Raw genomic sequence first — 26,013 nt, forward strand, 5'->3', positions numbered from 1 at the left:
GTACTCCGAAATAACAAATGAGTACTCCGAAATAGCAAATGAGTACTCCGAAATAGCAAATGCGTTCGCCGAAATAGCAAATGAGTTCGCCGAAAGGTCACACTGATATTGCATACAAACCAGCGATCGCTATAACCTGGGTTTTAGCACCCCTTTAACCAAACACGGATTATGAAAAAGCTGATCAACAAGCCAGAAGACTTTGTGCGGGAAAGTCTAGAAGGTATGGCGGCGGCTCATTCCGATTTAATTAAACTGAACTATGATCCGACTTTTGTCTATCGAGCCAATGCACCTATTCCGGGTAAAGTAGCAATTATTTCAGGTGGTGGCAGTGGACATGAACCAATGCACGCCGGCTTCGTGGGCAAAGGAATGCTGGATGCAGCTTGTCCTGGTGAGGTTTTCACTTCACCTACTCCAGACCAAATGCTAGAAGCAGCCAAACAAGTAGATGGAGGCTCTGGTATCCTTTATATCGTCAAGAATTACAGTGGCGATGTGATGAACTTTGAAATGGCAACGGAGTTAGCCCGTAGTGAGGGGATTCGATCGCTAAATATTTTGATTGATGACGATGTAGCAGTGAAAAATAGCCTCTATACCCAAGGACGGCGGGGTGTGGGAACAACAATACTGGCGGAAAAAATTTGTGGTGCGGCGGCTGAGGCAGGGTATGATTTGCCACAAATAGCAAACTTATGTCGCCGAGTAAATCTGAATGGGCGGAGTATGGGAATTGCTCTAACATCTTGTACAGTCCCCGCGAATGGAACACCGACATTTGAATTGAGCGATCGCCAAATTGAATTAGGTATCGGTATTCACGGTGAACCAGGTACAGAACGTACAGCTATCAAACCAGTAGACGAGATTACCGAAATTTTGACGCGATCGCTCCTTGAAGATGCACCGTACAGCCGCACACTGCGCGAGTGGAATGAAGACAAAGGAGAATGGGAAGATGTAGAACTAACAAATCTACCATTTGCCAGAGGCGATCGCTTATTAGCTTTTGTCAATAGTATGGGTGGAACTCCAATTTCCGAACTGTATATTGTTTACCGCAAACTCGCCCAAATCTGCGAACAGCAAGGATTGCAAATTGTGCGAAACTTGATTGGGCCTTACATTACATCTCTAGAAATGCAAGGTTGCTCCATTACCCTGCTGAAATTAGATGACGAGATGATCCGCCTATGGGATGCACCAGTCAAAACACCAAGTTGGCGCTGGGGAATTGAATAATTACGAATTACGAATTACGAATTATGTTGAGTCAGCCGCAGATATTGCAATGGTTGCAGGCTTATGCAACCGAGATAGAGCAGAATAAAATATATTTGACAGAATTAGATGCTGCGATCGGAGATGCGGATCATGGGATCAATATGGATCGCGGCTTCAAAAAGGTAAATACTCAGTTACCAACTCTTACAGACAAGGACATCAGCAACATTCTTAAAACTGTGAGTATGACCTTGATTTCTTTCATTGGCGGTGCGAGTGGCCCTCTTTATGGCACTTGGTTTTTACGAGCCAGTACAGCAGTAGTTGGTAAGCAAGAATTAACAGAACAAGATGTGTTAGCGCTACTCCAAGCAGGCTTAGAGGGCGTGCTACAACGTGGCAAAGCGCAACTAGGAGACAAAACAATGGTGGATGTGCTATCTCCGGCTGTAGAAGCTTTTGGACAGGCTGTAGGAGAAAGTAAGGGAACACTAGAAGCTTTGCAACAGGCTGTAGCAGCAGCCCAAAGGGGGTTGCAAGAAACTATACCAATGCAGGCGAAAAAGGGACGGGCTAGCTACCTGGGGGAACGGAGCATTGGACATCCAGATCCAGGAGGAACTTCTGCTTATTTGATGTTGAAGACTTTGTTAGCGGTGTTGGAAAGTTCTAGGGAATTTTGAATTGAAATTTTTAGCGTTTTCCGCATGAGTAAGTTATCAAAAAGAATAATTAACCACAAATGAATATATTATATTTAACTCATTTAATAAATGCTTCTTGAAGAGTAGATGCAAATTATCCAGCAGTCGCGTCCAGTGTGTCTACTTATCTACTGCATAGTCTAACACCATGCGCCAATAAATTGGACAGCGTATGAAAACCTGGAAATAAAGATAGTAACGAACATGGCATCTTTTGAATCGAATGAAATTAATGCCGTTGAAGTAGATAATGTCAGGTTTGAAACTGTAGCATCAACAAGGGTACTAACCATCCCTGAAGCCAAGCGTGGTGTTTTTACTTCTGTGCAGCTTGGTATTCGGATTACCAATAATACGCAAAAACCCTTTTACTTTTCATCCAATGTTTATTCGATGTTTCCAGAAATGATAGCACCAGATGGTCAGGTGTTGGTAACAGGTTTGCACTCCGAACGAATTAACCCACCAATTGAATCTGATTATATGTTAGTAGCGTCAGAAAAATCAGTAACTTTTGTTTGTGATGCCTTTCTTTTTTGGATACAGAACCGAAAGAAAAAGCGTGACCAAAAGCTAAATTTTAATATCCCGTTTCCATCTGATGATATTTATGCTTTTCGCCCAGTGTATCCAGGTTTATATCAATTTCGTTTCAAGTATCGTAATTCTCGTGAAGGTATGGAGGAATATAATAACTGGATTGAACCAACAATATTACAAACAATATTAGAAAACATTTGGACTGGAGAGGTACTAACTCCGCTTGTGGATATTCAATTAGTAGAGCCATCAGCTTAAGTAATGAGAATAGAAAATATGACAGTAGGTGAACTGTAGACATCGCCTAAAAATTCAAACTTGTCTGATTATCTAATTCACAACAGATGTACTCTGAATACGCCATTTACCTTGTTCTCTAATCAAATCATACCGAACTCTCAAATTATCGTTAGAAGAGTTTTTAAACTGACCATTTTCATATAACTGCGTTACTTCTTTTACCGTAGCTTCGACGGCGGCACGATTTGCAAATAGCTCAATTCTTTCAACAGATTCTATCTTCAAACTATGGTCGTACTTGCGATAGCGGTTGTCAGACCTAGCCTGTTGAGCAATCACCCGCCATTGAGACAAAGCTGAACCAGTTAAAATCTGATTTAAATTATTGACCTCATGATTGGGCCCTAAAGCGGTGGCTTTGGTAGATAACCAAGTGCGAATAACTTTCTCTGCCTCTGCCTTTGTTAAAGGGCCTTCTTCTGATTCCAGTTTATTTTTTGGATCAGGAATAGATACTGGTGGTTCATTTATTTGTACAGATAACTCTACGCCACGCAGAGAAGGTGGAGGAAAAAATAGATTTTTTAACCATCCAAAAGCTGTTGTGGCTAACACCCAGAAAACTAATATACTCACCAAAGAAATAAACACTCTCCATACCAGCCGTGTTTTTCCTTCTATGGTGTTAGCAAAGGTTCGCCGCCGCCGGGGACGACGAGAATGAGGACGATTATCTGGTACACGCTCTCGGATGGCAGATGGAGTGGGTTTTCTCCGCCTACGCTTTTGGTTATGAACGGGTGTAGCACTTTTAGCCGAACCGTTCAAATGCTGATTAGTACCTCTGCTCATCCGTTCAGCAGCAGGAACATCTGATCTTACACTTCCAGATGAACTCCACATCTCTGATGAGAAGGTTGGAGATTCGGGTGTTTCTTTTGTTGGTGTTTCTGGCAAATCTGGGTTAGGTATTCTGCTGTGATTAAATTGCGCGGAAGTTTTAGTTGAATTGTTGGGGAAAGAGGGATTCTTCGTCTTGGACTGGGGAAAATATTGGGGGTTAATTACAGCCCATTCATTAGTTGTTTCTGCATCAGTTGGCAGGGCTTCTAAATAAGCTTGCACCTGTTGGTTAGCAAAATAATCTTTTAAGAAAGCTTGCTGGTTTGCTAAGTCTCTAAAATGGGGAAATACTTCGTGTTGCAACCACTGTTCTGCATATAGACACAACCCTGGTAATAAGTCTGGGGAATCTTGAGATTTTTCCCGAATAAAAGCTAAAGCTTCGTACTCCTGACTAAGCTCTAAAACACGAGTTGCTTCCTCAGTTTGCCCCAAGAGTAACGCACATAGCGATTGTTCTAAATGTACATCTTGGCGCTTGCCCAGACGCATGAGCATCTGCCTTGCTTGACGAATTAAAGCAGGTTGCCGTTGAGCAAATCCCCGCGCTATCAAGGCATAAACAGCTAAGTAAGTGGCAACAGCAGAATTGCGTTTGCTTTGGGCTTCAAATAACTTGTGCTGTTCTGCAACTGTTAAGTGGTTGCGTAACTGCTGGATAAACCGCAGAAAGTCATCTATATTTAAACCAGAGTCATCATTGTTCGCGCCATCAATGCCGCCACGATCCTCTAAGAGATTTTGTAATAATTCCAAACCTTGCTGTCGTTCGGCAGTCTTTTCTTGAGGTAATGCCAGCAACTCCAAAATGCGATATGGTCGCAATTTGTAAAGATCAGCCTGAATTTCTGCCTGGATACTGGCGAATAACCCTTCACGTACTAGCAGTTCTTGACCAGTTTCTAAGGATATGGCAGCATTTTCGTAGTGACCTTGCTGCCATTGTTCTCTACCTAATTCTAGGCAAGCAAAGGCAACAGTAAGAACAACATCTGGATGTTCAGCACTTTCATAAATTTCTTCGTCTACTAAACTATTGCTCTTTCTTGCACTTTTAGCACCATTTTTATTTACCAGGTACGGACGACCTAGTTTCAGTACAAGTTCGTATTCCCCCAACTCTTGCAAAATTAATAAAGCGCCAACTAATTCGTTAGGGGTAATTTCGATACCCAGACTTTGGGTGTCAATACCCCTTTTGGCACTACTTTCTGGACGATTTTCCCGTGCTACTGCGGCAGCAGCAAGGTTATCAGGATCATAGGCGTGGGCAAGATAAAGCTGATCGTAGGTACTGCGTTGTTTTGGATCTGATAAAACCACGTAAGCTTCTTCTATGAGTTGTTTACGAGAAGAAATTGCTGCCTGAGAATACTCACGTCGTGGCAATTGTACAATGCGATCGCTGTACGCCTGTCGCAATTGTTCTTCACTTGCCGCCGACGGTAGTCCTAAAATTCGGTAGTAATCTAGCGGAATTCGCACAGCCTACTTCCCCTGCACCGTGATCAACATAATTCACCTAGAGCTTTCCAGGCCTGTAAAACCGTGCCATAACAATGCCGTATAGAATTTACTCTACAAGTGTATATTGCAACAACTTGTTTTGTACCTTCCCGAAATTTTGAGTCACATTCTAGTACTAATTTTTTGCTTTCGCCTAGAAAGCCTCAATTGTTTGTCTTAATTCTTAGTATTTTTGTTTAACACGACTATTATCAGCCTTCGATAGCACAAACCACAACTACCGCTTTTAATCACGGCATAATTGTTGTGGTTGCAAGAATCTATTGATGATTGATTTTTACGGGACTTTCCCACTAGGAGGTCAATAAAATACTACTATGGGAAATCTTTATCCTGATAACTGGAAAAAAAATCATATCATAATTTACCTTTAATTACAATTACCTATTTGGGTATATAGATTTTTGCCTCCTTTTTTTGAAATTGTTAATGGATATGCAGAAAGCAGTCTACCTTGGTTGCTAGTCTATGAAGGGGAATATTTAGGAGTGCTGAGTTCTGAGTAAGAAGTAATGAGTAAGAAGTAATGAGTAAGACATAGTACTTGTGAATCTTTTCCTAAGTACTCACTACTCGTAACTGATTTGATGCCTAATCGGTCTAATTTTACTTTTTACTCAGCACGGGCTAAACGCCCCGCTTCCGCTAACGGTACTCAGCACTGTTTCGGTGAGAGAGAAAAATCCAAGGCGGCAGATGTTGCTGTTAGAGTCAAGTCCTCACGGAATAGGGGCTGAAAACTTAAAAATCAAAAAATTAAAAATTCAGCTATTCCCTAAGACCCTTTTTTGGTGCATAAATAAAGTTTGATTGTTGAGTCTTACAAACGCTAGCCTGTTAAAAGCCGAGGTGTTATCAGACCAACTTATTTAAGACCGTAACTTTAACTTGTCAACAGGGATACTCAAAAATAATGGTTCAAGAGCGTACTTTACCCACTTTTAATCCTGCTACTACGCATATTACAAAAGAAGAAGGGTTACGGTTGTATGAGGACATGGTATTGGGGCGCTTGTTTGAAGACAAGTGCGCTGAAATGTACTACAGAGGCAAAATGTTTGGTTTTGTCCATTTGTACAACGGTCAAGAAGCCGTTTGTAGCGGTGTTGTGCAGTCGATGCGACCGGGTGAAGATTACGTTTGTAGTACTTACCGCGACCACGTTCATGCTCTGAGTGCGGGTGTACCAGCAAGAGAGGTAATGGCAGAATTATTTGGCAAAGCCACAGGTTGCAGCAAAGGGCGCGGTGGTTCCATGCACATGTTTTCTGCGGAACATCGCTTGCTAGGTGGCTATGCTTTTGTGGCTGAGGGAATTCCTGTAGCAGCTGGAGCGGCTTTTCAAAGCAAATACCGCCGCGAAGTGCTAGGAGATAAAAATGCTGACCAAGTGACAGCTTGCTTTTTTGGCGACGGTGCAGCTAACAACGGTCAGTTTTTCGAGACGCTAAATATGGCAGCCCTATGGAAACTGCCAATTCTGTTTGTAGTCGAAAATAATAAGTGGGCCATTGGGATGTCTCACGAACGAGCGACTTCCCAGCCAGAGATTTATAAAAAAGCCAGTGCATTTAACATGGTGGGCGTGGAAGTAGATGGCATGGATGTTCTAGCAGTCCGAGCCGTCGCTCAAGAAGCCGTCGCTCGTGCCCGTGCAGGTGAAGGCCCAACATTAATTGAAGCGCTTACCTATCGCTTCCGGGGTCACTCCTTGGCTGACCCAGATGAAATGCGAAGCAAGGCGGAAAAAGAATTTTGGTTCGCCCGTGACCCAATTAAGAAGTTAGCAGCTTATTTGCTAGAGCAAAATCTGGCGGACGATCAAGAAATCAAAGCAATTGATCGTAAAATTCAGGATGTAATCGACGACGCGGTTAAATTCGCCGAAAGCAGCCCAGAACCAGACCCCAGCGAGTTATATCGTTTCGTGTTTGCAGAAGACGAGTAGATTCTAGGGAATGGGGATTGGGTACTGGGTACTGGGTGACTAGGGACTGGGGACTGGGAAAAAGTTACTCTAATCCCCAATCTCTAATTCCTAATTCTCAATCCCCAATTCCCAATCCCCGATACCCAATACCCCAGGACTAAAACTTATGTTCTCCATTGCAGTTCAACAGCAACAGTACAAGACCTATATTCTTTCTGATGAAGCCGCTAGTTCTCAATTGGAAGTCGTACCAGAACGCGGTGGTATCATCACCCGTTGGCGCATTCAAGGGCAAGAAATTTTCTACTTGGATACTGAACGCTTTACTCATCCTGAGTTGAGTGTCAGAGGTGGAAATCCAATTTTGTTTCCTATTTGTGGCAATCTACCAGATAATACTTACACTCACAACGGGCAAAAATATACTCTAAAACAACACGGTTTTGCCCGTGAATTGCCGTGGAAAGCAACAGAACAAGAAACTGGAGATAAAGCTAGTCTCACTGTCGTTCTTGATAGCAATGAGCAAACTAAGGCAGTTTATCCTTTTGATTTTCAACTGGCTTTCACCTACGAACTTCAAGGTAATACCTTAGAAGTCCGCCAGCAGTATAAAAACTTGTCATCTACACCAATGCCGTTTTCGGCTGGTTTCCATCCCTACTTTCTGTGTGGTGATAAAACTCAGCTAGAGCTTGAAATTCCCTCTAAGCAGTATCAAGACAATCAAACTAAGGAATTTCACTCTTTTGACGGCAATTTTGACTTTAGCCGTGATGAAATTGATTTTGCCTTTGGACAGCTAACGAGTAAATCAGCCACTGCAATAGATCGCAGTCGTAAGTTAAAGCTCACCTTGGATTATGATGATTTCTCTACCTACCTGGTATTTTGGACAGTCAAAGGCAAAGAATTCTACTGTCTAGAACCGTGGAGTGCCACCCGTAACTCTCTCAATACTGGTGATAACCTGACTGTGTTAGCACCAGGAGCTAGCCATACAGCATCTATAAGGTTGACGGCTAATTTTTTCTAAACCCCTTTACAAATCTACAGATGTCTATGCTATGATGGCAAAGTTGCGAAATGCAGCGAAAGGGTCGCTAACTCAATGGTAGAGTACTCGGCTTTTAACCGATTTGCTCCGGGTTCGAGCCCCGGGCGACCCATAAAATCAAAATAATATTATTAGATTAAAAGAAGGCGATCGCAGCATCCAAGAAATTTCTGCAATTCGGTAGGATAAGCATAGACTAATCCCACACACCATTGTCATGGTAAAAACACTTCCACAGCATTGGACAATTCCCCTTCTGGAAAATGGCGACAAACTCAGCCTTTATGAATTTGAGCGTCGCTACAACGCCATGCCTAACTTGAAAAAAGCCGAATTGATTGAGGGAATTGTCTACATCATGCCTGCTGCTTTACGTTTTAGAAGTCACGGTCAACCGCACGGTTGGATTGTTGGTTGGTTATTTACTTACGAAGCCGCGACACCTGGTGTAGCTTTGGGAGTAGAACCCACTGTGCGCCTAGACTTAGATAATGAACCCCAACCAGATGCTGTACTTCTAATCAACCCAGAAGCGGGTGGTCAAGCAAGGCTGAGTGAAGATGATTATATTGAAGGCGCACCAGAGTTAATTGTCGAAATTGCTGCTAGTAGTGTCGCCATCGACCTCCATGCAAAAAAACAAGCCTATCGTCGCAATGGAGTCAAAGAATATATCGTTTGGCAAGTACTCGATCAGAAATTGACCTGGTTCTATTTGGAACAGGGTGAGTATGTAGAGTTGGCTGCTGATAGTAACGGAATTCTGCGGAGTCAAATTTTTCCAGGGTTGTGGTTAGGGGTTGCAGAGTTATTAGCGGGGAATATGCAGTCCGTGTTGACTGTTTTACAAACAGGCTTGCAATCTCCTGAACACGCAGCATTTGTCCAGAGACTAGAGTCTTTTGCCTGATGCGATCGCTTGTAAATTTGCCAAAATAGTTAAAAGTGCGATCGCTTTGAGATAACCATTTTGGATAGTGGGCTACTACAGCTACTAACTGTAGGGTAACTAAATGTACAGCAACACAGAGCAATTATGGGGCATAGTACAGTAGTAGAGAGCAAGTATAGAACATATTTATAGTAACGATGGCGTAAACTTTTTCAACATAGATACACGACACTAGTTATAATTTCCTATAAGTTGAAAAAACTCTTAAGATTTAGCGTAATTATTACGCTTCTCTCAGACCGACTAGCTGACAACCACATTAGGAGGACTATCTATGGCGCTTGTACCACTGCGGCTGCTGTTGGATCACGCAGCTGAAAACGGTTACGGCATCCCAGCTTTCAACGTTAACAATTTGGAGCAGATTCAGGCAATCCTGAAAGCTGCTGTCGAGACAGATAGCCCCGTAATTTTGCAAGCTTCACGCGGCGCTCGTAATTATGCAGGAGAAAACTTTCTACGCCACCTGATTTTGGCAGCAGTAGAAACCTATCCTCACATTCCCATTGTCATGCACCAAGATCATGGTAATGCACCTGCTACCTGCTACTCAGCAATTAAGAACAACTTCACCAGCGTGATGATGGATGGTTCTTTAGAAGCTGATGCTAAGACCCCCGCTAGCTTCGAGTACAACGTTAATGTTACCCGCGAAGTTGTAAATGTAGCTCATGCTTTGGGTGTCAGCGTTGAAGGTGAACTCGGTTGTTTGGGTTCTCTAGAAACTGGTGCTGGTGAAGCTGAAGATGGTCACGGCTTTGAAGGTACACTTGACCACTCACAACTGCTAACCGACCCCGATGAAGCTGTTGACTTCGTAGAAGCAACCCAAGTAGATGCTTTGGCAGTTGCCATTGGCACAAGCCACGGTGCTTACAAGTTTACTCGTAAGCCAACTGGTGAAATTTTGGCAATCAGCCGCATTGAAGAAATTCACCGCCGTTTGCCTAACACCCACTTGGTAATGCACGGTTCATCCTCTGTACCTGAAGATTTGCTTGCACTGATTAACCAGTATGGTGGTGCAATTCCTGAAACCTATGGTGTACCTGTAGAAGAAATCCAAAAAGGTATTAAGAGCGGTGTACGTAAAGTAAACATCGACACCGACAACCGTTTGGCTATTACTGCTGCTGTACGTGAAGCTTTGGCTAAAAAACCAGAGGAGTTTGACCCCCGTCACTTCCTCAAGCCTTCTATTACATATATGCAGAAGGTTTGTGCTGAACGCTATCAGCAATTTGGCACAGCTGGTAACGCAAGCAAGATTAAGCAAATTTCTTTGGAAGATTTTGCTGCTAAGTATGCTAAAGGTGAATTAAATGTTGTCACCAAAGCAGCTGCTAAAGTTTAATTTTGACAACTAAGAAATAGGGGCATAGTCCTGCTTTGCTCCTAAAAAACTGAGGATTTTAATGTTGTCAGAAACCGGGTAAATACCCGGTTTTTTATTTTATTTGCATGGAATACAGACCTAACCCCCAGCCCCTTCCCTGCAAGGGAAGGGGAGCAAAATTCAAAGCCTTTCTCCTTTTAGGAGAGGGTTTGGAGAGAGGTCAAAGTATATTATTACTTCCATATTCATAAGGAGGGTATTCTCCCTGTGTACCCAGTCCCCAGTCCCCAATCCCCACTCCCCAATCCCTAAAATACGCGATGTTGCAAAGAGGGCATTTGACGGCGGACTTGTTCTAACCTAGTAGGCTTGATTTCTGCGATCGCAATTCCCGGCTTTTCCCCAGCATCGGCTAAAATCACGCCCCAGGGGTCGATAATAACGGCGTGGCCGTGGGTTAGACGGCGGGCGTAGTTATTCCCCGTTTGGGCAGGAGCAATGACGTAGGCGGTATTTTCGATGGCTCTGGCTTGTAGTAGTACTTGCCAGTGGTCTTTGCCTGTAAAGGCGGTAAAGGCGGCGGGAATAAAGATAACATCAGCTCCCTTATCTGCCAGATGACGGTACAGTTCCGGGAAGCGGACATCATAACAAATGGAAAGCCCTAAATTACCAAGCTTTTCTGAAAAATGGACAGGTGGTAGTTCTGTACCAGCCACAACCGTGCTGGATTCCCGATAAGTGTTGCCGTCGGGGACATCAACATCAAATAGGTGTACTTTGTAGTAGCGGGAAAGTTCTTGACCGTTTGGGTCGATAAGTAGAGTGGTGTTATAAACTTTGCCTGTATTGTCTACAGGAAGTGGAAAGCTGCCGCCCAAGATGGTAATTTGAAAGCGTTGAGCCATTTTTTTGAGAAATTTTTCGCTTTCAAGAGCGATCGCATCACCTTGCGCGAGTTTGTCTTTTTCTTCTCCCATATAGGAAAAATTTTCTGGCAAACCTACCAATTCAGCACCTTGACGCACGGCAAGCTCTATTAATTCTTCTGCCTGTGCCAAATTTTTCTGTAAATCGGGCACACTGGTCAATTGAATAGCGGCGGCTAAATAAGACTTCATAGATTCAACAACGAACAGTTGATTTATGGAAAAGAGATTATCAAAATATATCGCTACTTCAACATCTGTGGAACTTAATTAGAAATGCGTTAGCCAAGATTTTCTTTAACAGACTTGTTTTATTACTGATCTTAATCTTCCTCTGGGTTCTAGTAAACTGAGCAAGATAAAGATTAGGTTGTGATCAAACCTTGATAAAAGCTCTCTCCTGTGGATATTTCTATTCTCATGCAAACATTTATCGCTGTGTTTGTCTTGGCGGATGCCGTGGGCAATATACCGATTGTTTTAGTTTTGACTAAGGGTATGATGCCAGAGCAAAGAAACCAAGTTATAGATAAAGCAATTATCATTGCGATCGCAGTTCTTTTGCTGTTTGCCTTTGCAGGGCAAATAATTTTAAATTACTTGGAAATCAGTATCGGCTCTTTGCGAATAGCAGGAGGTCTATTGTTGCTGTTAATTGCTTTGCAAATGTTGCGGGGAGAATTAGATCAGCCAATTTATTGAAGAAGGACGCGATGTCGCAATTACTCCACTAGCTTTACCATTATTAGCGGGGCCTGGGACTTTGACAACGGTAATGTTGCTGATGTCGAAATCGCAGAGTCCCCATATTAGTGTAGTCGTGGGTATATTAGGGGCGATGTTTATCACTTGGTTGATTTTGCGTTTAGCAAATCTGATTGACCAGTGGATTGGTGCAGAAGGTGGAGTGATTGTAACTCAGCTTTTGGGCTTTCTGTTAGCGGCGCTTGCGGTGGAAATTGGTAGTACGGGAATTAGGGAGTTATTTTTGAGCTAAAAAACTCCTAAAAATATTTTTAGACTATATACAAATGTAAACAAGTTTGAAAAACGGGAAATTCGCGCCTCTCAAACTTGTTTATAAAAATTAACCTAAAGCTAGAACAAAATTGATAACTCAAAAGGATTTTGTTACCAATTGAGTTTCAAAGATACTTTTCTAGAGTGGAAGCTAATGTACTTTTAGGTACAGCGCCTACCACCATATCTACTTTTTGTCCATCTTTAAAAATCATTAATGTGGGAATACTGCGGATACCGTACTGACTAGCAACTTGAGGATTTTCATCCGTGTTGACTTTGACGACCTTGATTTGACCTTTGTACTGTTCGGAGATTTCATCGACAACAGGAGCTACCATACGGCATGGTCCGCACCAGGGTGCCCAAAAGTCAACTAAAACGGGTACATCGCTGTCGAGTACTTCTTGCTTGAAACTAGAATCGGTAACTTGTGCGGCTGTTGACATGCCTAAAACCTTCGCCAATAATATCTGAACTTGGTGAAAATTCTACCATAGCAAAAACCTCAGCTTGGGAGTCTAAGGATGTACATTTGCAAAGAAGCTCTCTTATTTTATTTACAAACATAAGGAACCGCCCGAACAGTAGTCCGGGCGGAGTGTGGTGTGAGGAGTGAACGGAAACATTCGTCTCCGCTATCTCTATTGTAGGCTACATATAGGATTTTTCCAGCAATTGTTTAGGAGGCTGGAAAAAATTATTGAAGAATTGGGAATTGGGAATTGGGAATTGGTTATTAATTTTTCTCCCCCTGCTCCCTGCTCCCTGCTCCCCTGCCCCCTACTCCCCTGCCCCTTATTTCCCCATACCTAATTGTTGAGCTTTTTGATAAACTTTACCCTCGGTTAATAGAGAAGGCGCAATCACAACTTCTACTTGCTGCATTTCTTTAATATTTTTGGCTCCTAAAGTGCCCATGCTGGTCTTTAAGGCTCCTAAAAGATTGTGAGTGCCATCATCTAGCCCTGCTGGCCCAACGAGTATCTGCTCTAGGCTACCAGTGGTGGCAACGCGAATGCGAGTGCCACGAGGCAAAACTGGGCTAGGAGTAGCCATTCCCCAATGATAACCCCGTCCTGGGGCTTCTGCGGCTCTAGCAAAGGGAGAACCAATCATCACACCATCAGCACCGCAGGCGATGCATTTACAAATGTCGCCACCGGTGATTAAACCGCCATCAGCAATGATGGGGATATAGTTACCAGTTTCCTTGTAGTAATCATCTCGTGCGGCTGCACAATCTGCGATCGCAGTTGCCTGTGGTACACCCACACCCAATACCCCACGAGACGTACAAGCAGCACCAGGGCCAATTCCTACCAGTACGCCAGCTGCGCCAGCTTTCAACAAATTCAATGTAACTTCATAAGTCACGCAATTCCCTAATACCACAGGGATGGGCATGGAACGACAAAATTCTGCTAAATCAAGTGGTACTACAGACTGTGGTGACAAATGTGCGGTAGAGACTACCGTAGCCTGTACAAAAAATAAATCTGCGCCAGCCTTTGCCACCGCCTCGCCGTATTTGCTTGCACCAGCTGGAGTTGCGCTTACCGCAGCAATCCCGCCTTGTTCTTTAATTTCCTGAATACGTTTTTCAATTAATTCCGGCTTTATTGGTTCGGCATAGAGTTCTTGCATCAGGGCAACAAATTCATCTTTCCCTACAGAGGCAATCCGATCTAATATTGGCTCTGGATCAACGTAGCGAGTGTGAATACCCTCTAAATTGAGGACACCTAATGCTCCTAACTGTGACAAACGTACAGCCATACGAACATCTACTACGCCATCCATTGCACTGGCAATTATTGGGATTTCTCGCTCAATATTGCCAATACTCCACTTAGTATCTGCCAAACTGGGGTCTAGTGTTCTGTTACCAGGAACTAGAGCAATTTCATCTATTCCGTAAGCTCTACGAGCTGTTTTTCCCCGCCCAAGTTGAATTTCCACGCTTTAACTTTTTTTCAAATCTGTTTAAGCTAGGGTATCAAATTGTGAGATAACTTGGGGCATTTTTTCCCTGAGCTACACAGATAAATTCCAGTTATCCAAGCCGTTGCTCGAAACTTTGATGGACGCAAAGTATTTATCAAGCAATCAAATGAGCAAAAATTGTTAATCGGTTTTCGTCTTGTGTTGCTTGAGGGTTAATGTTGCACTAACCTTCCAATAATTTTAGTTTTATGTGTCTATTATTACTTAGTTAGTATCACGATTATTGGCGTTAATGTCCTTAATTTGCCTATACTGAGTACATCAAGATTGTGCAAATTGCCACTGATGATTTATCTTTTATTTTTAGCTACATCGACACCAGTGTAACCAGTTGCTATCCAAAGTATGGCTCTGGCTCCATCGCGGATAGATTTTTCGATAGATTCAGGGGGTTTTTCTGAAGGAACTGGCACTGGCTTTAAATAAATACCTCGACTACCCAAAATAATTTCGCCGATGACACAAGCCCGGCGCATGTGGAAATCTGAAGTAATTAAATAAACGCTCTTGATGCCGCGAGCTTGCAAATCATCTACTAACGTAGTAAAATTAGTAACTGTATCTACGGCTTCATAATCCAAATGTAAACGCTTGGGATCAACACCAGCTTTGGCAAAGACTCGTTGGGTGAATGTAGGTGGACTACCCCCAGTAATCCAAATGGGTATATTTGGATGCTGGCGAACAAATTCGGCCGTAAATTTCTCTCGCTCTAAACGTCTCGTTGAACCACCCAAAACTACAACTGCTTGCGGCTGTACAAATTGGTTTTGTACTTCTTTGTATCCCCACCACGTAATTAGTGGTAGCACAAAAGCCATAAAACGAAAAGATTTACCTCTAAAAAGTAGCTTATTCAAGGCTCGATAACTTTATTTACTTATTCCAAAATTTCCTCTGGCTAGAAGAAAAACAACAGTTGATAGTAGAGTAGCAAACTCCTCGATAATCTGCCCAAATTTATATTTGGATGCTTTTCATGTTACAGCGCAATTAAGCGTGCTTGAAGTCTTCCCTCTAATTGATGGATTATCCTAACCTGTATCGGACAATTCATCAAAGGGTTTTAGCACCTTATCGGAGAGCCACATTTAGTTATCTGGAAAACCTTTCTCTAAATCTCTCTTTTAAAAGGAGAGACTTTGAAATTTCCCTTTTCCGCGTCGGCAAGGAGGTCAAAAGTTTAGGTTTTTTCAGAACTAAATCTATATTGAAATATAATTCGCATCTATCCTACTCGCTAGTTGCTGTTTCTAGCCAAACTTCCACATCATCTGCGAGCAACTTCTGTGCAGCGTCCATCATTGATGTTGCTATGTCTTTGAGGTCTTCGCGGTTGTTCAAGTAAGTTTTTAAGGCTTCCATTGGGTCGATGCTGCTACTTGCAGTCAATTCAGGAATCCGGGGCCTGGCTAGTTGACTTACTAATTCTGCTTGAATGGTGTAGGTGTGAGCAGGACTTAAAGCAGTGTGTAGAGAGGAACTGTCAATTAAATCCATCTGTTCGGAGCGGAGTTTGTAAATTAGCCGCACTACAGCATCTTGAATATCATACTTGGCGATCGCTTTCATTAACACTGCTTGCGGATCATCTGCTTTCGAGACATCTACCTCAATGGTGCGGAAAGTCCGAACTGTTAAGGGACAAAATTCCCATTCAACCTTCCCCCGCTCCAGTTCCAGCATTACATAGCCTTTGTCTTCTTTTTCTTCACTAAAATCTACCCGCTCAATACTCCCTGGATAAATCACCGGCGGGTTGTTTGATTTGTTCAGATTCTGATGGCGGTGGACGTGTCCCAATGCTACATAATCAAAACAAGGTCGTGTCAGCAAAGACAGGGGCAGAGTAAAGCCTTTACCTACTGCCAAAAAGCGTTCTGCCCCCAAGCTAGCATTGTCAGCCATCAAGTGAGCCAAAAGGACAGTTGGCACATCAGGGTCAAGACGGCGAATTTCCCCTTCCATAACAACTCGCAGACGTTCCGTTAACAGTTCGTTAACTTCTGCCAAAGACGAACCTTCAGTCTCTTGGCGAGTCATCAGGGTAGAACGAGTTAACCAAGGGAGGGTGATTACCTGCACTTTACCATTGCGGGTTTCGATGCAGTGAGTAGTTAATGTATCACCAACAACAAACCCTGGCACTCCCAAAGTGCGGTAAATATTTAAACTCGCTCCTCCCTGTCCTTGGGAATGTTGGTCGTGGTTGCCTACCAACAACACTGTTGGAATATTGGCATCCATGAGACGGCGAAACTGGCTAGCAAAAGCTTGTTGTACATAAGGCGGTGGTGTCGCATCCGGGAACGCATCGCCACCAAATATCACCATATCGACGGCATCTGTGAGCGCTCGGTCAATACATATAGACAAAGTATTGACAAAATCCTCCAGCCGTGTGTTTAATCCAGTCGTGGGATTAATTCGTCCGTGAGAGAAGCCGCTTCCCATGTGGATGTCCGAGAGATGGAGGATTTTAATCATATTTGCAACTATGTGAAGTTAAATTACCACGCCTATCATAACTATCGCTTACTAATGTATGTGTAACCTCCCTGTATTGAGATTTTTAAAGGTGTAGATCAAAAGAATGACAACTCTTGCATCAAAAACTTGTAACAAATTATTACAGCAACCTGCTATGCTTAATCCACAAAATTTACCCTTTTTAGAATCTATTGGTTGGCAGCTAAAAAATGTATATCAATTAAACGAGAGAGAAATGATTCAATTGTATCAGCGTAATTGGCATTACAGATACACTTTAAAAAATCTAGAAGATGAAGAAGAGGGATTTGTATATTATTTAGCAAAAAAATATAACTCTTGGATACTACCAGATTTAGAAATGTTTAATATTGAGCATCACAATAAAATAATTAAAATTCTTAACGCTTTGAATCCTGAAGTATTACGAAAGGCTTCTGCTCTTTTTGCAGGCGGGACATTGTTAGCTTTGGAATATGAAGAATATAGGCTTAGTAAAGATATTGATTTTCTTTTCCCCTATGGAACCGAACATTATAGATACTTAAGAAACTTAATTTATGATGACGGAATTGCAGCATTATTTATAAATACCACAAACATTAGTTTGGGTGACATCACAGCAAATCAATACGGAATTCGATTTCCTGTTACAGTTAATGGAACAACTATTAAAGTAGAAATTGTAGCTAATGGAAACTTTAGCTTAGATCCTCCTGTTTATCCACAGTGGGCAGGTATTCCATGCTTGAGTATAAGTGACAGATTTACATCAAAGCTTATGGCTAACGCTGACCGTTGGAATGATACCAGTACCCAATCTAGGGATTTAATTGACTTGGCAATTCTACGGGTGAATAACGATATTCCTGCGGGGGCAATTTCTAAGGCTGAGGCAAGTTATGAAGTGCGCTTACCGCTAATTAAAGCGATTAACAAATTTTTTGAAAAGCCGGAATACCGTTATAAATGTTTTCAGCAGTTGAGTGTTACTGAAGAAAAAATTCCAATAATAATGAATGGAATAGATTTGCTACTTGTTGATTTAAAAAGAAATTCTTCTAGCTAGAAAAAATATAAAAATACAGACATTAATTCAAAAATAGAAACTCTTACTAACACAGTAAAACTTTATTGATAAAACTGCATAGATAAAAACACAGTTGCCGTCTAAAATTGCTTCGTTGTGTAATATTGTTGTCTAAGTACAAAGTAAGGGAGAGTTAGGGAAATTGTTCTTTTTTTCTATTCCCCACTCCCACCCCTTACTTTGGAGTTCCACTTAAATATGGATTCCGCATTCTGTTTTATCACTTCCCCGCCAACGTCCGGCGCGTTCGTCTTCGCCTTCACCGACTTTGGTGGTAATGGGTTGGTCGCCGATGCTGGGATAACCTTGGTCGTGGAGGGGGTTGTAGATGACTCCGTGTTCAGCTACGTAAACCCAACTATCTTGGCGTGTCCAAGTAGCGATGGGATTAACTTTCAGCCGACCTTTAGCATCAAATTCAAATATGGGCATATTCGCACGGGTTACTGCTTGGTCACGGCGGCGACCGGTAATCCAAGCCACGCTGTTGAGTTCGTCTAGACCCCGTAACAGTGGTTCAATTTTTGTAATGTGGTGGAATTTAGCAATATCCGTATCCCAAAGTTTATCGCCGTGTTTGGCTTCAAAGGCTTCACGGGTTTCTACGTCTGGAGTTTTGAAAGTTTGCAAATCCAGATTGTAGATTTCTTTGGCTTTGGCTACTAACTCTAGGCTTTCAGGGAAATGATGCAAGGTGTCGAGAAAGATTACAGGAACGGGATGCTTCAGTTCACTATAAAGAATGTGGGTAATTATCATGTCATCCACGTTAAAGGCGCTTGTTTGCACCAGTCCCGTTGGGATATTCTCTACAGACCATGCCAGTATCTCTTTGGGAGTGGCGGTTTCAAATTGCTCATTTAATTTTTCTAAGTCAAAAGCGATCGCTTGGTTTCTAGATCCCGTGGAGACTGTCATGATAATCTTCTATTCAAATATTTTTACCTTGATTAAGATTTATTTTACCCCACAAAGGCGCGTATTCCGCTCGGAGTTCGGGTATTTATTCTGTTCGGGAATTACTACACTTTGCAACTGGAGAATGGGAAGTAGGGAGACTAGAAGACCAACCCAATATAAGTAAAAATTTCTACTTAAGTAGAAATGAGTATTTTGTTAAGAAACTTTACGACAATTTAAGTTTTACAGCGCTTTTATAGATATTTATACTGAATTTTGATATGGTTAAGGAACTATTAAAAAAGGGTTTTTACTTAAATGAACGATTCAAAATTCAGCAATCCATTAGGCCAATCTATAATCATGGGCGCTTTAATGATGTTGACCAGTGCTGGTGTTATTACAATAATGAACTTTTTCTAAGATTCGGAATTTCTAATTTTAGCAATAAGACTTCACATAATCCTACTCAAAACTGAGTGGGATTTTTATTTTTTATTCTGAATACATCAGTATATATTAATTTTATTCTGTGACTTTCGGCTCAAAAGGATTTTTAAGCCGTATTTTTACATAGTTTTACAAACGGCGGGATGGGCTATTTTCAACTCGTACCAAATAAATAGTCCCAATCCGATAATACTGGCGATGAGGAAAATCAGTCGTCTTGCTCCCCTTCCCATAACACAATACGGCTCAGTTAAGCATTTCTTTCTTCTTTTAGCGTCCTTTGCGTCCTTTGCGGTTCGTTAAAAAAGATGACTTTGGCAAAGAGTTTTAACCTTAACTGAACTGTATTGTCTTATGGTCAAGTTATTCTGGACACCCATGCATATAGTATCCATGCCGACCAAGCCATTCTCCAAGCGGACTTAGACTTACTTGCAGAGGTATGAAGGGAGTAGGGAGTAGGATTAAGTATTCTTCCCAATTCCCCATTTCCCACTTCCAACTCCCAAATTGTTAGCAAAATAACTTTTCAGTATAGTTCATAAATGAGATGATGGAGAAATTAGAGAAAAGGTGAACAATTGTTATTTTTCTCCTTCCGCTTCTGGTTGCAAGATGGCATTACAGTATTGAATGAGGGTTGTCAAGCGATCGCTAATCGTCTGAAGTCTCGTTTGTGCAGTCGATGCTTGCCGCGCTCCTTGCAAAAACATCGCATCTATTGTCAACAAGCGCAATTGCTTGCTCATTTCCGTTTGATAAGACTGCACTCGCCAGTTTTCATCAGCCAAAGGTACAATCTCTTGCCCAAAAAATTGCTGCAACGAGGTTACACGCTGTCGCAATTCGGGCATAGCAATTTGGGTAGTTGTGGTATCGGAGCGCAATTGCTCTAACAAGGTTACGAGTGCCAAATATTTCTCAGAGTTTAAAGACATCCAGTGCTAGTTAAGATAGTATTAATGTCAAGTAATTTTTCTTCTACAATAAACTTTCTTAATCACTTATCAGCACTAAAAGCTTCAAATCATGATTTGAGGCTTTGTTTGCCATCAATGCATTTTCTCAGCTTATGATCCTTGAAAATCAAACTGGATGACTACCAGACGCTCCTGCATCGCTATCGGCAATTGGAAAATCATCTTTACACTGTTTTTCTACCCTTCTCTGGACGACAGCATCTTCTTAGGTTGATGCTGCCACTTTTATTTATCATCCACTTAATCTACCGATCCTATCCAAACCCTATTGTATGAGCAGTCTAGCTATAAATTCATCAGTTGATCTAGCCATTCCAGAATGGTTAAAAAAATGTTTGAAGGAGTCATCCACAAGTAACGGCATACAGGAAGATGACCGAAAGCACAGTGATGCAGTTTTAATTGGTCGTGCATTTGAATTTGCTTACCAACTGCATCAAGGTCAATACCGCAAATCCGGGGAACCATACATTGCTCATCCCGTTGCTGTGGCTGAATTGCTGCGTGACTTGGGAGGCAGTGCTGCTATGATAGCAGCTGGGTTTCTTCATGATGTAGTTGAAGATACAGAAGTTACAAGTCAAGAAATAGAAGAACGCTTTGGCCCAGAAGTGCGGCAATTGGTTGAAGGTGTCACCAAGCTTTCTAAAATCAATTTCACCAGCAAAACCGAAAGCCAAGCCGAAAACTTCCGGCGGATGTTTTTGGCAATGGCGCAAGATATTCGGGTAATTGTGGTGAAATTGGCAGATCGTTTGCATAATATGCGAACTTTACAATATATGTCAGAGGCCAGCCGCCGCCGCAGTGCCCAAGAAACGCGAGATATATTCGCGCCCTTAGCCAATCGCTTGGGAATTTGGCGAATTAAATGGGAACTGGAAGATTTGGCTTTTAAGTATTTGGAACCAGAAGCTTTTCGCCAAATGCAAGAGCTTGTTTCTGAAAAACGGACGGCGCGAGAAGAGAAACTGGCTAAAGCTACGAATATGTTGCAAGAGCGTTTGCAGCAAGCTGGAATCCGCTTTCAGGATATTAGCGGTCGTCCCAAACACCTTTATAGCATTTACCAAAAAATGCACCGCCAGCAAAAGGAATTTCATGAAATTTACGATTTGGCGGCGCTGCGGATTATTGTTCAAAGCAATGAGGAATGCTATCGGGCGTTGGCGGTGGTTCATGATGCTTTTCGCCCAATTCCTGGGAGATTTAAAGACTACATTGGGCTGCCAAAGCCTAACCGTTACCAGTCGTTACATACTGGGGTAATTGGACTAACTGGCCGTCCTTTGGAGGTGCAAATTCGGACAATCGAAATGCATCATATCGCCGAGTATGGGATTGCCGCCCATTGGAAGTACAAAGAAACAGGAGGTTCTAGTATTAGCCATTTGACAGCGACAGATGACAAGTTTACTTGGCTGCGACAGCTGCTGGAATGGCAAACTGATCTTAAAGATGCACAAGAATATCTTGATAGCGTCAAAGATAATTTATTTGAAGATGATGTCTATGTCTTCACCCCTAAGGGGGATGTTGTGCCTTTAAGCCCCGGTTCCACCACTGTAGATTTTGCTTATCGAATTCATACAGAAGTAGGAAACCATTGTTCAGGGGCGCGGGTGAACGGGCGAATGGTATCTCTATCAACCCGGTTACATAATGGCGATATTGTAGAAGTTCTCACCCAAAAGAACTGCCATCCGAGTTTGGATTGGTTGAACTTTGTCAGAAGTTCGGCGGCAAAATATCGGATAAAACAATGGTACAAGCGATCGCGCCGGGAAGAAAATGTTGCCCGTGGGCGAGAATTGTTAGAAAAGGAACTTGGTAAAACTGGTTTTGATAGTTTGTTGAAATCGGATGCGATGCAGATTGTCGCCGAAAAGTGTAACTACCACAGCGTAGACGATTTACTCGCCGGTTTGGGTTACGGAGAAATTACATTGAATTTGGTGCTAAATCGCTGGCGAGAAGTAGCAAAGGGACAACAACCAGCTTCCACAGTGTCGCCTTTTATTCCCAAAGAACCGAATACATCAAAAGCTTTGCGAGATGCGCCTCCAACTACTTCCCGCGCCAGTGATTCGCCAATTGTTGGGGTAGAGGGACTGGTGTATTATCTAGCTGGGTGTTGTACCCCAATTCCTGGCGAACCGATAATTGGCGTGGTGACGCGAGGTAGGGGGATTTCGATTCATCGTCAAGGCTGCAATAATCTGGAGTGTGTGGAGTATGAGCGCTTAGTACCAGTCAGGTGGAACCCAGCCGCCGAAAATAGCGGTCGTCCGCACACTTATCCTGTGGATGTTCAAATTGAAGCCCTTGACCGCGTAGGGGTGCTAAAGGATATTTTGTCACGGTTGAGTGACCAAGGAATTAATGTCCGCCATGCCCAGGTGAAAACCTCCGTTGGTCAACCTGCATTGATCGACTTAGGAATAGATATACGCGATCGCTCCCAATTAGAGCAAGTGTTCGTCCAAATTAAGAAAATGAGCGACATTTTGAATATCCGCCGCGTTGGTCAAATTGAGGAGTAAGTCAAAAGAGGCAAGGGAGCAGGGGGCGGGGGGCAGGGGGAAAGACTGAGACAGACGGAGCTTGTACTTTGCCCCAATTCAAGCGGACAAGAAGGACGGGGCTTTTTCTACGAAACGCTCCGCTCCACGCAGTTCTTGGAAGGGCTTGCTCCCCCTGCTCCCTGCTCCCTTCCCCCCTGCCTCTTCGGTGATTGTTAGGGTGCGTCACACTTCGTTAACGCACCGTTTTAAGCAGATTTCAAGTTTCGCTGAAATATTCAGCCTTGGGTAACGGCTTCTAATGGCAAAATTACCGTAAATGTAGAACCTTTTGCTAACTCTGAATTTACTTTAATCTCACCCTGCATTAACTGAACCAACCGTGATACTATTGCTAAACCTAATCCTGTACCATCAGAATTTTGCACTTGGGGATCAGCTATTGCCCGAAAATAGGGATTGAAGATTTCTACTTGAGCATCTGCGGAAATGCCAATACCACTATCAGCAATTGAGATAGCCCACTGTTCTTGAGTTAGCAACCAGCATTCCAAACGAACTAAACCGGATTCTGTGTAGCGAATTGCATTACTTAGCAGATTTGTTAGAACTTGCTGAAGCCGGAGTGGATCTGTGGTAACTTGCTCTGGAGCGCGATCGCAATTTACAACCAAAGATAATTGTTTAGCACGGGCTAGCGGCTCTATTATCTCTATAACTGAGTTGATTAACTCAGGCACATTAGTGAGAGTAGGCTGTAATCTCATCGTTCCAGCTTCATAACGAGAAATTTCGAGAGTATCGTTGATTAACCGCAGAAGAAGTCTGCCATTCTTAAGAACTCGCTCAATACTTTCAATATTTGAATAGGTGTCTTGCACCCCCAGTTGTTGACGATGCTGGCGTAGAAATAAGTCTGAGTAACCAATGATTGAAGTTAGTGGTGTTTTTAACTCATGGGCCAAATGAGAAAGACTATCTTTGCTAGCACGAACCAAACGAGTTAATTCTTGGTTAGTCAACCGCAAATGATTTTGGAGTTGTTTAAGCTCTTGCAGCCTTGCTTGGGTGTAACTGTTAAAACAACGAGCGATCGCTTCATCAATTACTGTATCAATTAACCGAACCGCCCGCAGCACATCTTTTGGAGATGCTTGTAATAAATCTTCTTCTAAAAAAGAAAAAATCACAAACCGGAGTAAACGATACTCTCGCGCAATTTCTTCTGGTTCAAATCCCTGTTCAGCGCGAAGTCTGCCGTGTTCTAAACTTGCATCTACAACTGTCTGCAAATCACTCGTTTCAGATTTAGATAGTACTGTTGCTAATGCTTTCAAAACGTGAGGTAAGCTATCCTGTATAGCTTTGAAAGTAAGCTCTTTAGTAGCTTCAATCTCTTGATCTTGGTAAACTGCCTCTACCCATTTATCAAGAATGGCATCACTTTTCTCAATTAAAGTCTGACTAAAATCCATCTTTTGCCTAACCAAAGACAGGAAGCTTTTTATACTAGAGGTAGATTAATATGTTCGATGTCAAGTTCGCACCTGACGGAAGATAGAGGTTGCTGAAAAGACACCATCTTGCTGAAGTAATTACCTTAGCTTATTTCATTTTAAATGCAAGAGCGATCGCTTAACCAAGCAAATTGTACTTACAGACATAGTACGCATCAACACTATTAAAATTATGAGTGTGGCATTGATGAACTTAAGAATAGATATAGGCGATCGCTCTCAATTAGAGCAAGTGTTCGTCCAAATTAAAAAAATGAGCGATATTTTGAATATCTGCTAATAGAAAAATAGGAATGCTTGCTCATGTTAGATCGCGCCGCAGATACATGAGAAAATCAGATAATCCAATCGCAGCAGTTGCGATGATGTCAGGGAAGGAAAAAAGATGTCGGAGAATTTAAGAAGCCAAGTTGTAACGCAAGGAGTGCAGCGATCGCCAAATAGAGCAATGCTGCGTGCAGTTGGTTTTAAAGATGAAGATTTTAATAAAGCCATTGTCGGCATAGCTAACGGTTACAGCACAATCACTCCCTGTAACATGGGAATAAATCAACTGGCACTCATAGCAGAAGCAGGGATTAAAACCGCCGGGGCAATGCCACAAATGTTTGGCACAATAACCATCAGCGATGGGATTTCAATGGGAACCGAAGGAATGAAATATTCCCTAGTATCGCGGGAAGTCATCGCCGATTCCATTGAAACCGCCTGTACCGGACAAAGTATGGATGGTGTGCTAGCCATTGGTGGTTGTGATAAAAATATGCCAGGAGCAATGCTAGCGATCGCTCGGATGAATATCCCTGCAATATTCGTTTACGGTGGTACAATTAAACCCGGTCACTACAACGGACGCGATTTAACCGTTGTCAGTTCTTTTGAAGCCGTTGGACAATACAGTGCCGGAAAAATTGACGACAAAGAATTATTAGAAGTCGAAAGTCGCGCCTGTCCCGGTGCCGGTTCCTGCGGGGGAATGTTCACAGCTAACACCATGTCTTCAGCATTTGAAGCGATGGGAATGAGTTTACCCTATTCTTCCACAATGGCAGCCGAAGATGCCGAAAAAGGCGACAGCACAGAAAAATCAGCCTTTGCGTTAGTCGAAGCCATCAAGAAACAAATCTTACCCCGGCAAATTATCACCCGCAAATCCATAGAAAATGCTATATCTGTAATTATGGCAGTGGGTGGTTCCACAAATGCCGTATTGCATTTTTTAGCGATCGCTCGTGCCGCTAATGTAAACTTAACCCTGGACGACTTTGAAACAATCCGCGCCCGTGTTCCCGTTTTGTGCGACTTAAAACCAAGTGGTAAATATGTCGCTACAGATTTGCACAAAGCTGGTGGTATTCCCCAAGTCATGAAGATGCTACTCGTGCATGGCTTATTACATGGTGATAGCCTGACCATTAGCGGACAAACCATTGCAGAGATATTAGCAGACATCCCCGAAGAACCATCCCCCAACCAAGATGTGATTCGGACTTGGAATAATCCGATGTATGCCCAAGGACACTTAGCCATCCTCAGAGGTAATCTGGCAACAGAAGGGGCTGTGGCTAAAATCACTGGGGTGAAAAAGCCAGTAATTACTGGGCCTGCACGGGTGTTTGAGTCGGAAGAAGCCTCTTTAGCTGCAATTTTGGCGGGTAAAATTCAAGCTGGTGATATTTTGGTTATCCG

Annotated in this window: 19 protein-coding genes, 1 tRNA gene and 1 pseudogene; 12 read left to right on the forward strand and 9 right to left on the reverse strand. The window is 42.6% G+C overall.

The features are described from left to right. Nucleotides 1-171: 171 nt before the first annotated feature. The 3 genes from dhaK to VB732_RS12215 all read left to right on the forward strand — a co-directional run bounded on the left by dhaK (nt 172) and on the right by VB732_RS12215 (nt 2,732). Entirely contained in the window at nt 172-1,248 is a 1,077-nt protein-coding gene (gene dhaK / locus VB732_RS12205) for a dihydroxyacetone kinase subunit DhaK (protein ID WP_323231100.1), read from the forward strand. A 23-nt stretch (nt 1,249-1,271) separates the two neighbouring features. Continuing rightward, on the forward strand, nt 1,272-1,913 hold the full coding sequence (gene dhaL, locus VB732_RS12210) for a dihydroxyacetone kinase subunit DhaL (RefSeq protein WP_323231101.1): 642 nt from the start codon (nt 1,272-1,274) through the stop codon (nt 1,911-1,913). A 225-nt stretch (nt 1,914-2,138) separates the two neighbouring features. Continuing rightward, the gene (locus VB732_RS12215) at nt 2,139-2,732 is read left to right on the forward strand and encodes a hypothetical protein (RefSeq protein ID WP_323231102.1); all 594 of its coding nucleotides are present in this window, start codon (nt 2,139-2,141) and stop codon (nt 2,730-2,732) included. A 72-nt stretch (nt 2,733-2,804) separates the two neighbouring features. Here VB732_RS12215 and VB732_RS12220 read toward each other — a convergent pair whose 3' ends face one another. Next, a complete protein-coding gene (locus VB732_RS12220; protein ID WP_323231103.1) occupies nt 2,805-5,102 on the reverse strand; it encodes an IMS domain-containing protein in 2,298 nt (765 codons plus the stop codon). 955 nt (nt 5,103-6,057) lie between these two features. Here VB732_RS12220 and pdhA point away from each other — a divergent pair. The 5 genes from pdhA (at nt 6,058) to fba (ending at nt 10,437) form a co-directional block, all read left to right on the forward strand. Next, nucleotides 6,058-7,092: a pyruvate dehydrogenase (acetyl-transferring) E1 component subunit alpha gene (gene pdhA / locus VB732_RS12225; RefSeq protein ID WP_323231104.1), complete on the forward strand. Its 1,035-nt coding sequence runs from the start codon at nt 6,058-6,060 to the stop codon at nt 7,090-7,092. Nucleotides 7,093-7,240: 148 nt separating this feature from the next. Next, nucleotides 7,241-8,110: an aldose epimerase gene (locus VB732_RS12230; RefSeq protein WP_323231105.1), complete on the forward strand. Its 870-nt coding sequence runs from the start codon at nt 7,241-7,243 to the stop codon at nt 8,108-8,110. 61 nt (nt 8,111-8,171) lie between these two features. Next, nucleotides 8,172-8,243 (forward strand) — tRNA-Lys (locus VB732_RS12235). Between the two features lie 105 nt (nt 8,244-8,348). Next, nucleotides 8,349-9,041, forward strand: coding sequence for a Uma2 family endonuclease (locus VB732_RS12240; protein ID WP_323231106.1), 693 nt, complete (start codon nt 8,349-8,351; stop codon nt 9,039-9,041). Nucleotides 9,042-9,357: 316 nt separating this feature from the next. Then, entirely contained in the window at nt 9,358-10,437 is a 1,080-nt protein-coding gene (fba, locus tag VB732_RS12245) for a class II fructose-bisphosphate aldolase (RefSeq protein WP_100898838.1), read from the forward strand. A gap of 290 nt (nt 10,438-10,727) precedes the next feature. On the opposite strand, the gene VB732_RS12250 is transcribed toward fba, so the two are convergent. Beyond that, the gene (locus VB732_RS12250; RefSeq protein ID WP_323231108.1) at nt 10,728-11,540 is read right to left on the reverse strand and encodes a carbon-nitrogen hydrolase family protein; all 813 of its coding nucleotides are present in this window, start codon (nt 11,538-11,540) and stop codon (nt 10,728-10,730) included. Nucleotides 11,541-11,750: 210 nt separating this feature from the next. On the opposite strand from VB732_RS12250, the pseudogene VB732_RS12255 reads away from it, so the two are divergent. Continuing rightward, a pseudogene (locus VB732_RS12255) lies at nt 11,751-12,345 on the forward strand (MarC family protein). Nucleotides 12,346-12,493: 148 nt separating this feature from the next. On the opposite strand, the gene trxA reads toward VB732_RS12255, so the two are convergent. The 4 genes from trxA to VB732_RS12275 form a co-directional block, all read right to left on the reverse strand. After that, nucleotides 12,494-12,817 (reverse strand): thioredoxin, encoded by a 324-nt coding sequence (gene trxA, locus VB732_RS12260; RefSeq protein ID WP_012411836.1) that lies wholly within the window; start codon nt 12,815-12,817, stop codon nt 12,494-12,496. A gap of 349 nt (nt 12,818-13,166) precedes the next feature. Then, nucleotides 13,167-14,330: a GuaB3 family IMP dehydrogenase-related protein gene (locus VB732_RS12265; protein ID WP_323231109.1), complete on the reverse strand. Its 1,164-nt coding sequence runs from the start codon at nt 14,328-14,330 to the stop codon at nt 13,167-13,169. 335 nt (nt 14,331-14,665) lie between these two features. Then, entirely contained in the window at nt 14,666-15,196 is a 531-nt protein-coding gene (locus tag VB732_RS12270) for a YdcF family protein (RefSeq protein WP_323231120.1), read from the reverse strand. A gap of 412 nt (nt 15,197-15,608) precedes the next feature. Next, entirely contained in the window at nt 15,609-16,862 is a 1,254-nt protein-coding gene (locus VB732_RS12275) for an exonuclease SbcCD subunit D (RefSeq protein WP_323231110.1), read from the reverse strand. A 106-nt stretch (nt 16,863-16,968) separates the two neighbouring features. Between VB732_RS12275 and VB732_RS12280 the strand changes: the two genes are divergently transcribed. Continuing rightward, nucleotides 16,969-17,934, forward strand: a complete 966-nt coding sequence (locus tag VB732_RS12280) for a nucleotidyl transferase AbiEii/AbiGii toxin family protein (protein ID WP_323231111.1) — start codon at nt 16,969-16,971, stop codon at nt 17,932-17,934. A 213-nt stretch (nt 17,935-18,147) separates the two neighbouring features. Here VB732_RS12280 and cysH read toward each other — a convergent pair whose 3' ends face one another. Further along, nucleotides 18,148-18,873, reverse strand: coding sequence for a phosphoadenosine phosphosulfate reductase (gene cysH / locus VB732_RS12285; protein ID WP_323231112.1), 726 nt, complete (start codon nt 18,871-18,873; stop codon nt 18,148-18,150). Between the two features lie 1,016 nt (nt 18,874-19,889). Then, on the reverse strand, nt 19,890-20,243 hold the full coding sequence (gene patD / locus VB732_RS12290; RefSeq protein WP_323231113.1) for a heterocyst frequency control protein PatD: 354 nt from the start codon (nt 20,241-20,243) through the stop codon (nt 19,890-19,892). 314 nt (nt 20,244-20,557) lie between these two features. On the opposite strand from patD, the gene VB732_RS12295 reads away from it, so the two are divergent. Next, entirely contained in the window at nt 20,558-22,828 is a 2,271-nt protein-coding gene (locus VB732_RS12295) for a bifunctional (p)ppGpp synthetase/guanosine-3',5'-bis(diphosphate) 3'-pyrophosphohydrolase (RefSeq protein WP_323231114.1), read from the forward strand. Nucleotides 22,829-23,085: 257 nt separating this feature from the next. Here VB732_RS12295 and VB732_RS12300 read toward each other — a convergent pair whose 3' ends face one another. After that, a complete protein-coding gene (locus VB732_RS12300) occupies nt 23,086-24,282 on the reverse strand; it encodes a HAMP domain-containing sensor histidine kinase (protein WP_323231116.1) in 1,197 nt (398 codons plus the stop codon). A 427-nt stretch (nt 24,283-24,709) separates the two neighbouring features. Here VB732_RS12300 and VB732_RS12305 point away from each other — a divergent pair. Continuing rightward, on the forward strand, nt 24,710-26,013 hold a 1,304-nt coding region (locus VB732_RS12305), incomplete at its 3' end, for a dihydroxy-acid dehydratase (protein ID WP_323231117.1).

Source organism: Nostoc sp. UHCC 0252, from assembly GCF_034931145.1.
GTDB lineage: Bacteria > Cyanobacteriota > Cyanobacteriia > Cyanobacteriales > Nostocaceae > Nostoc.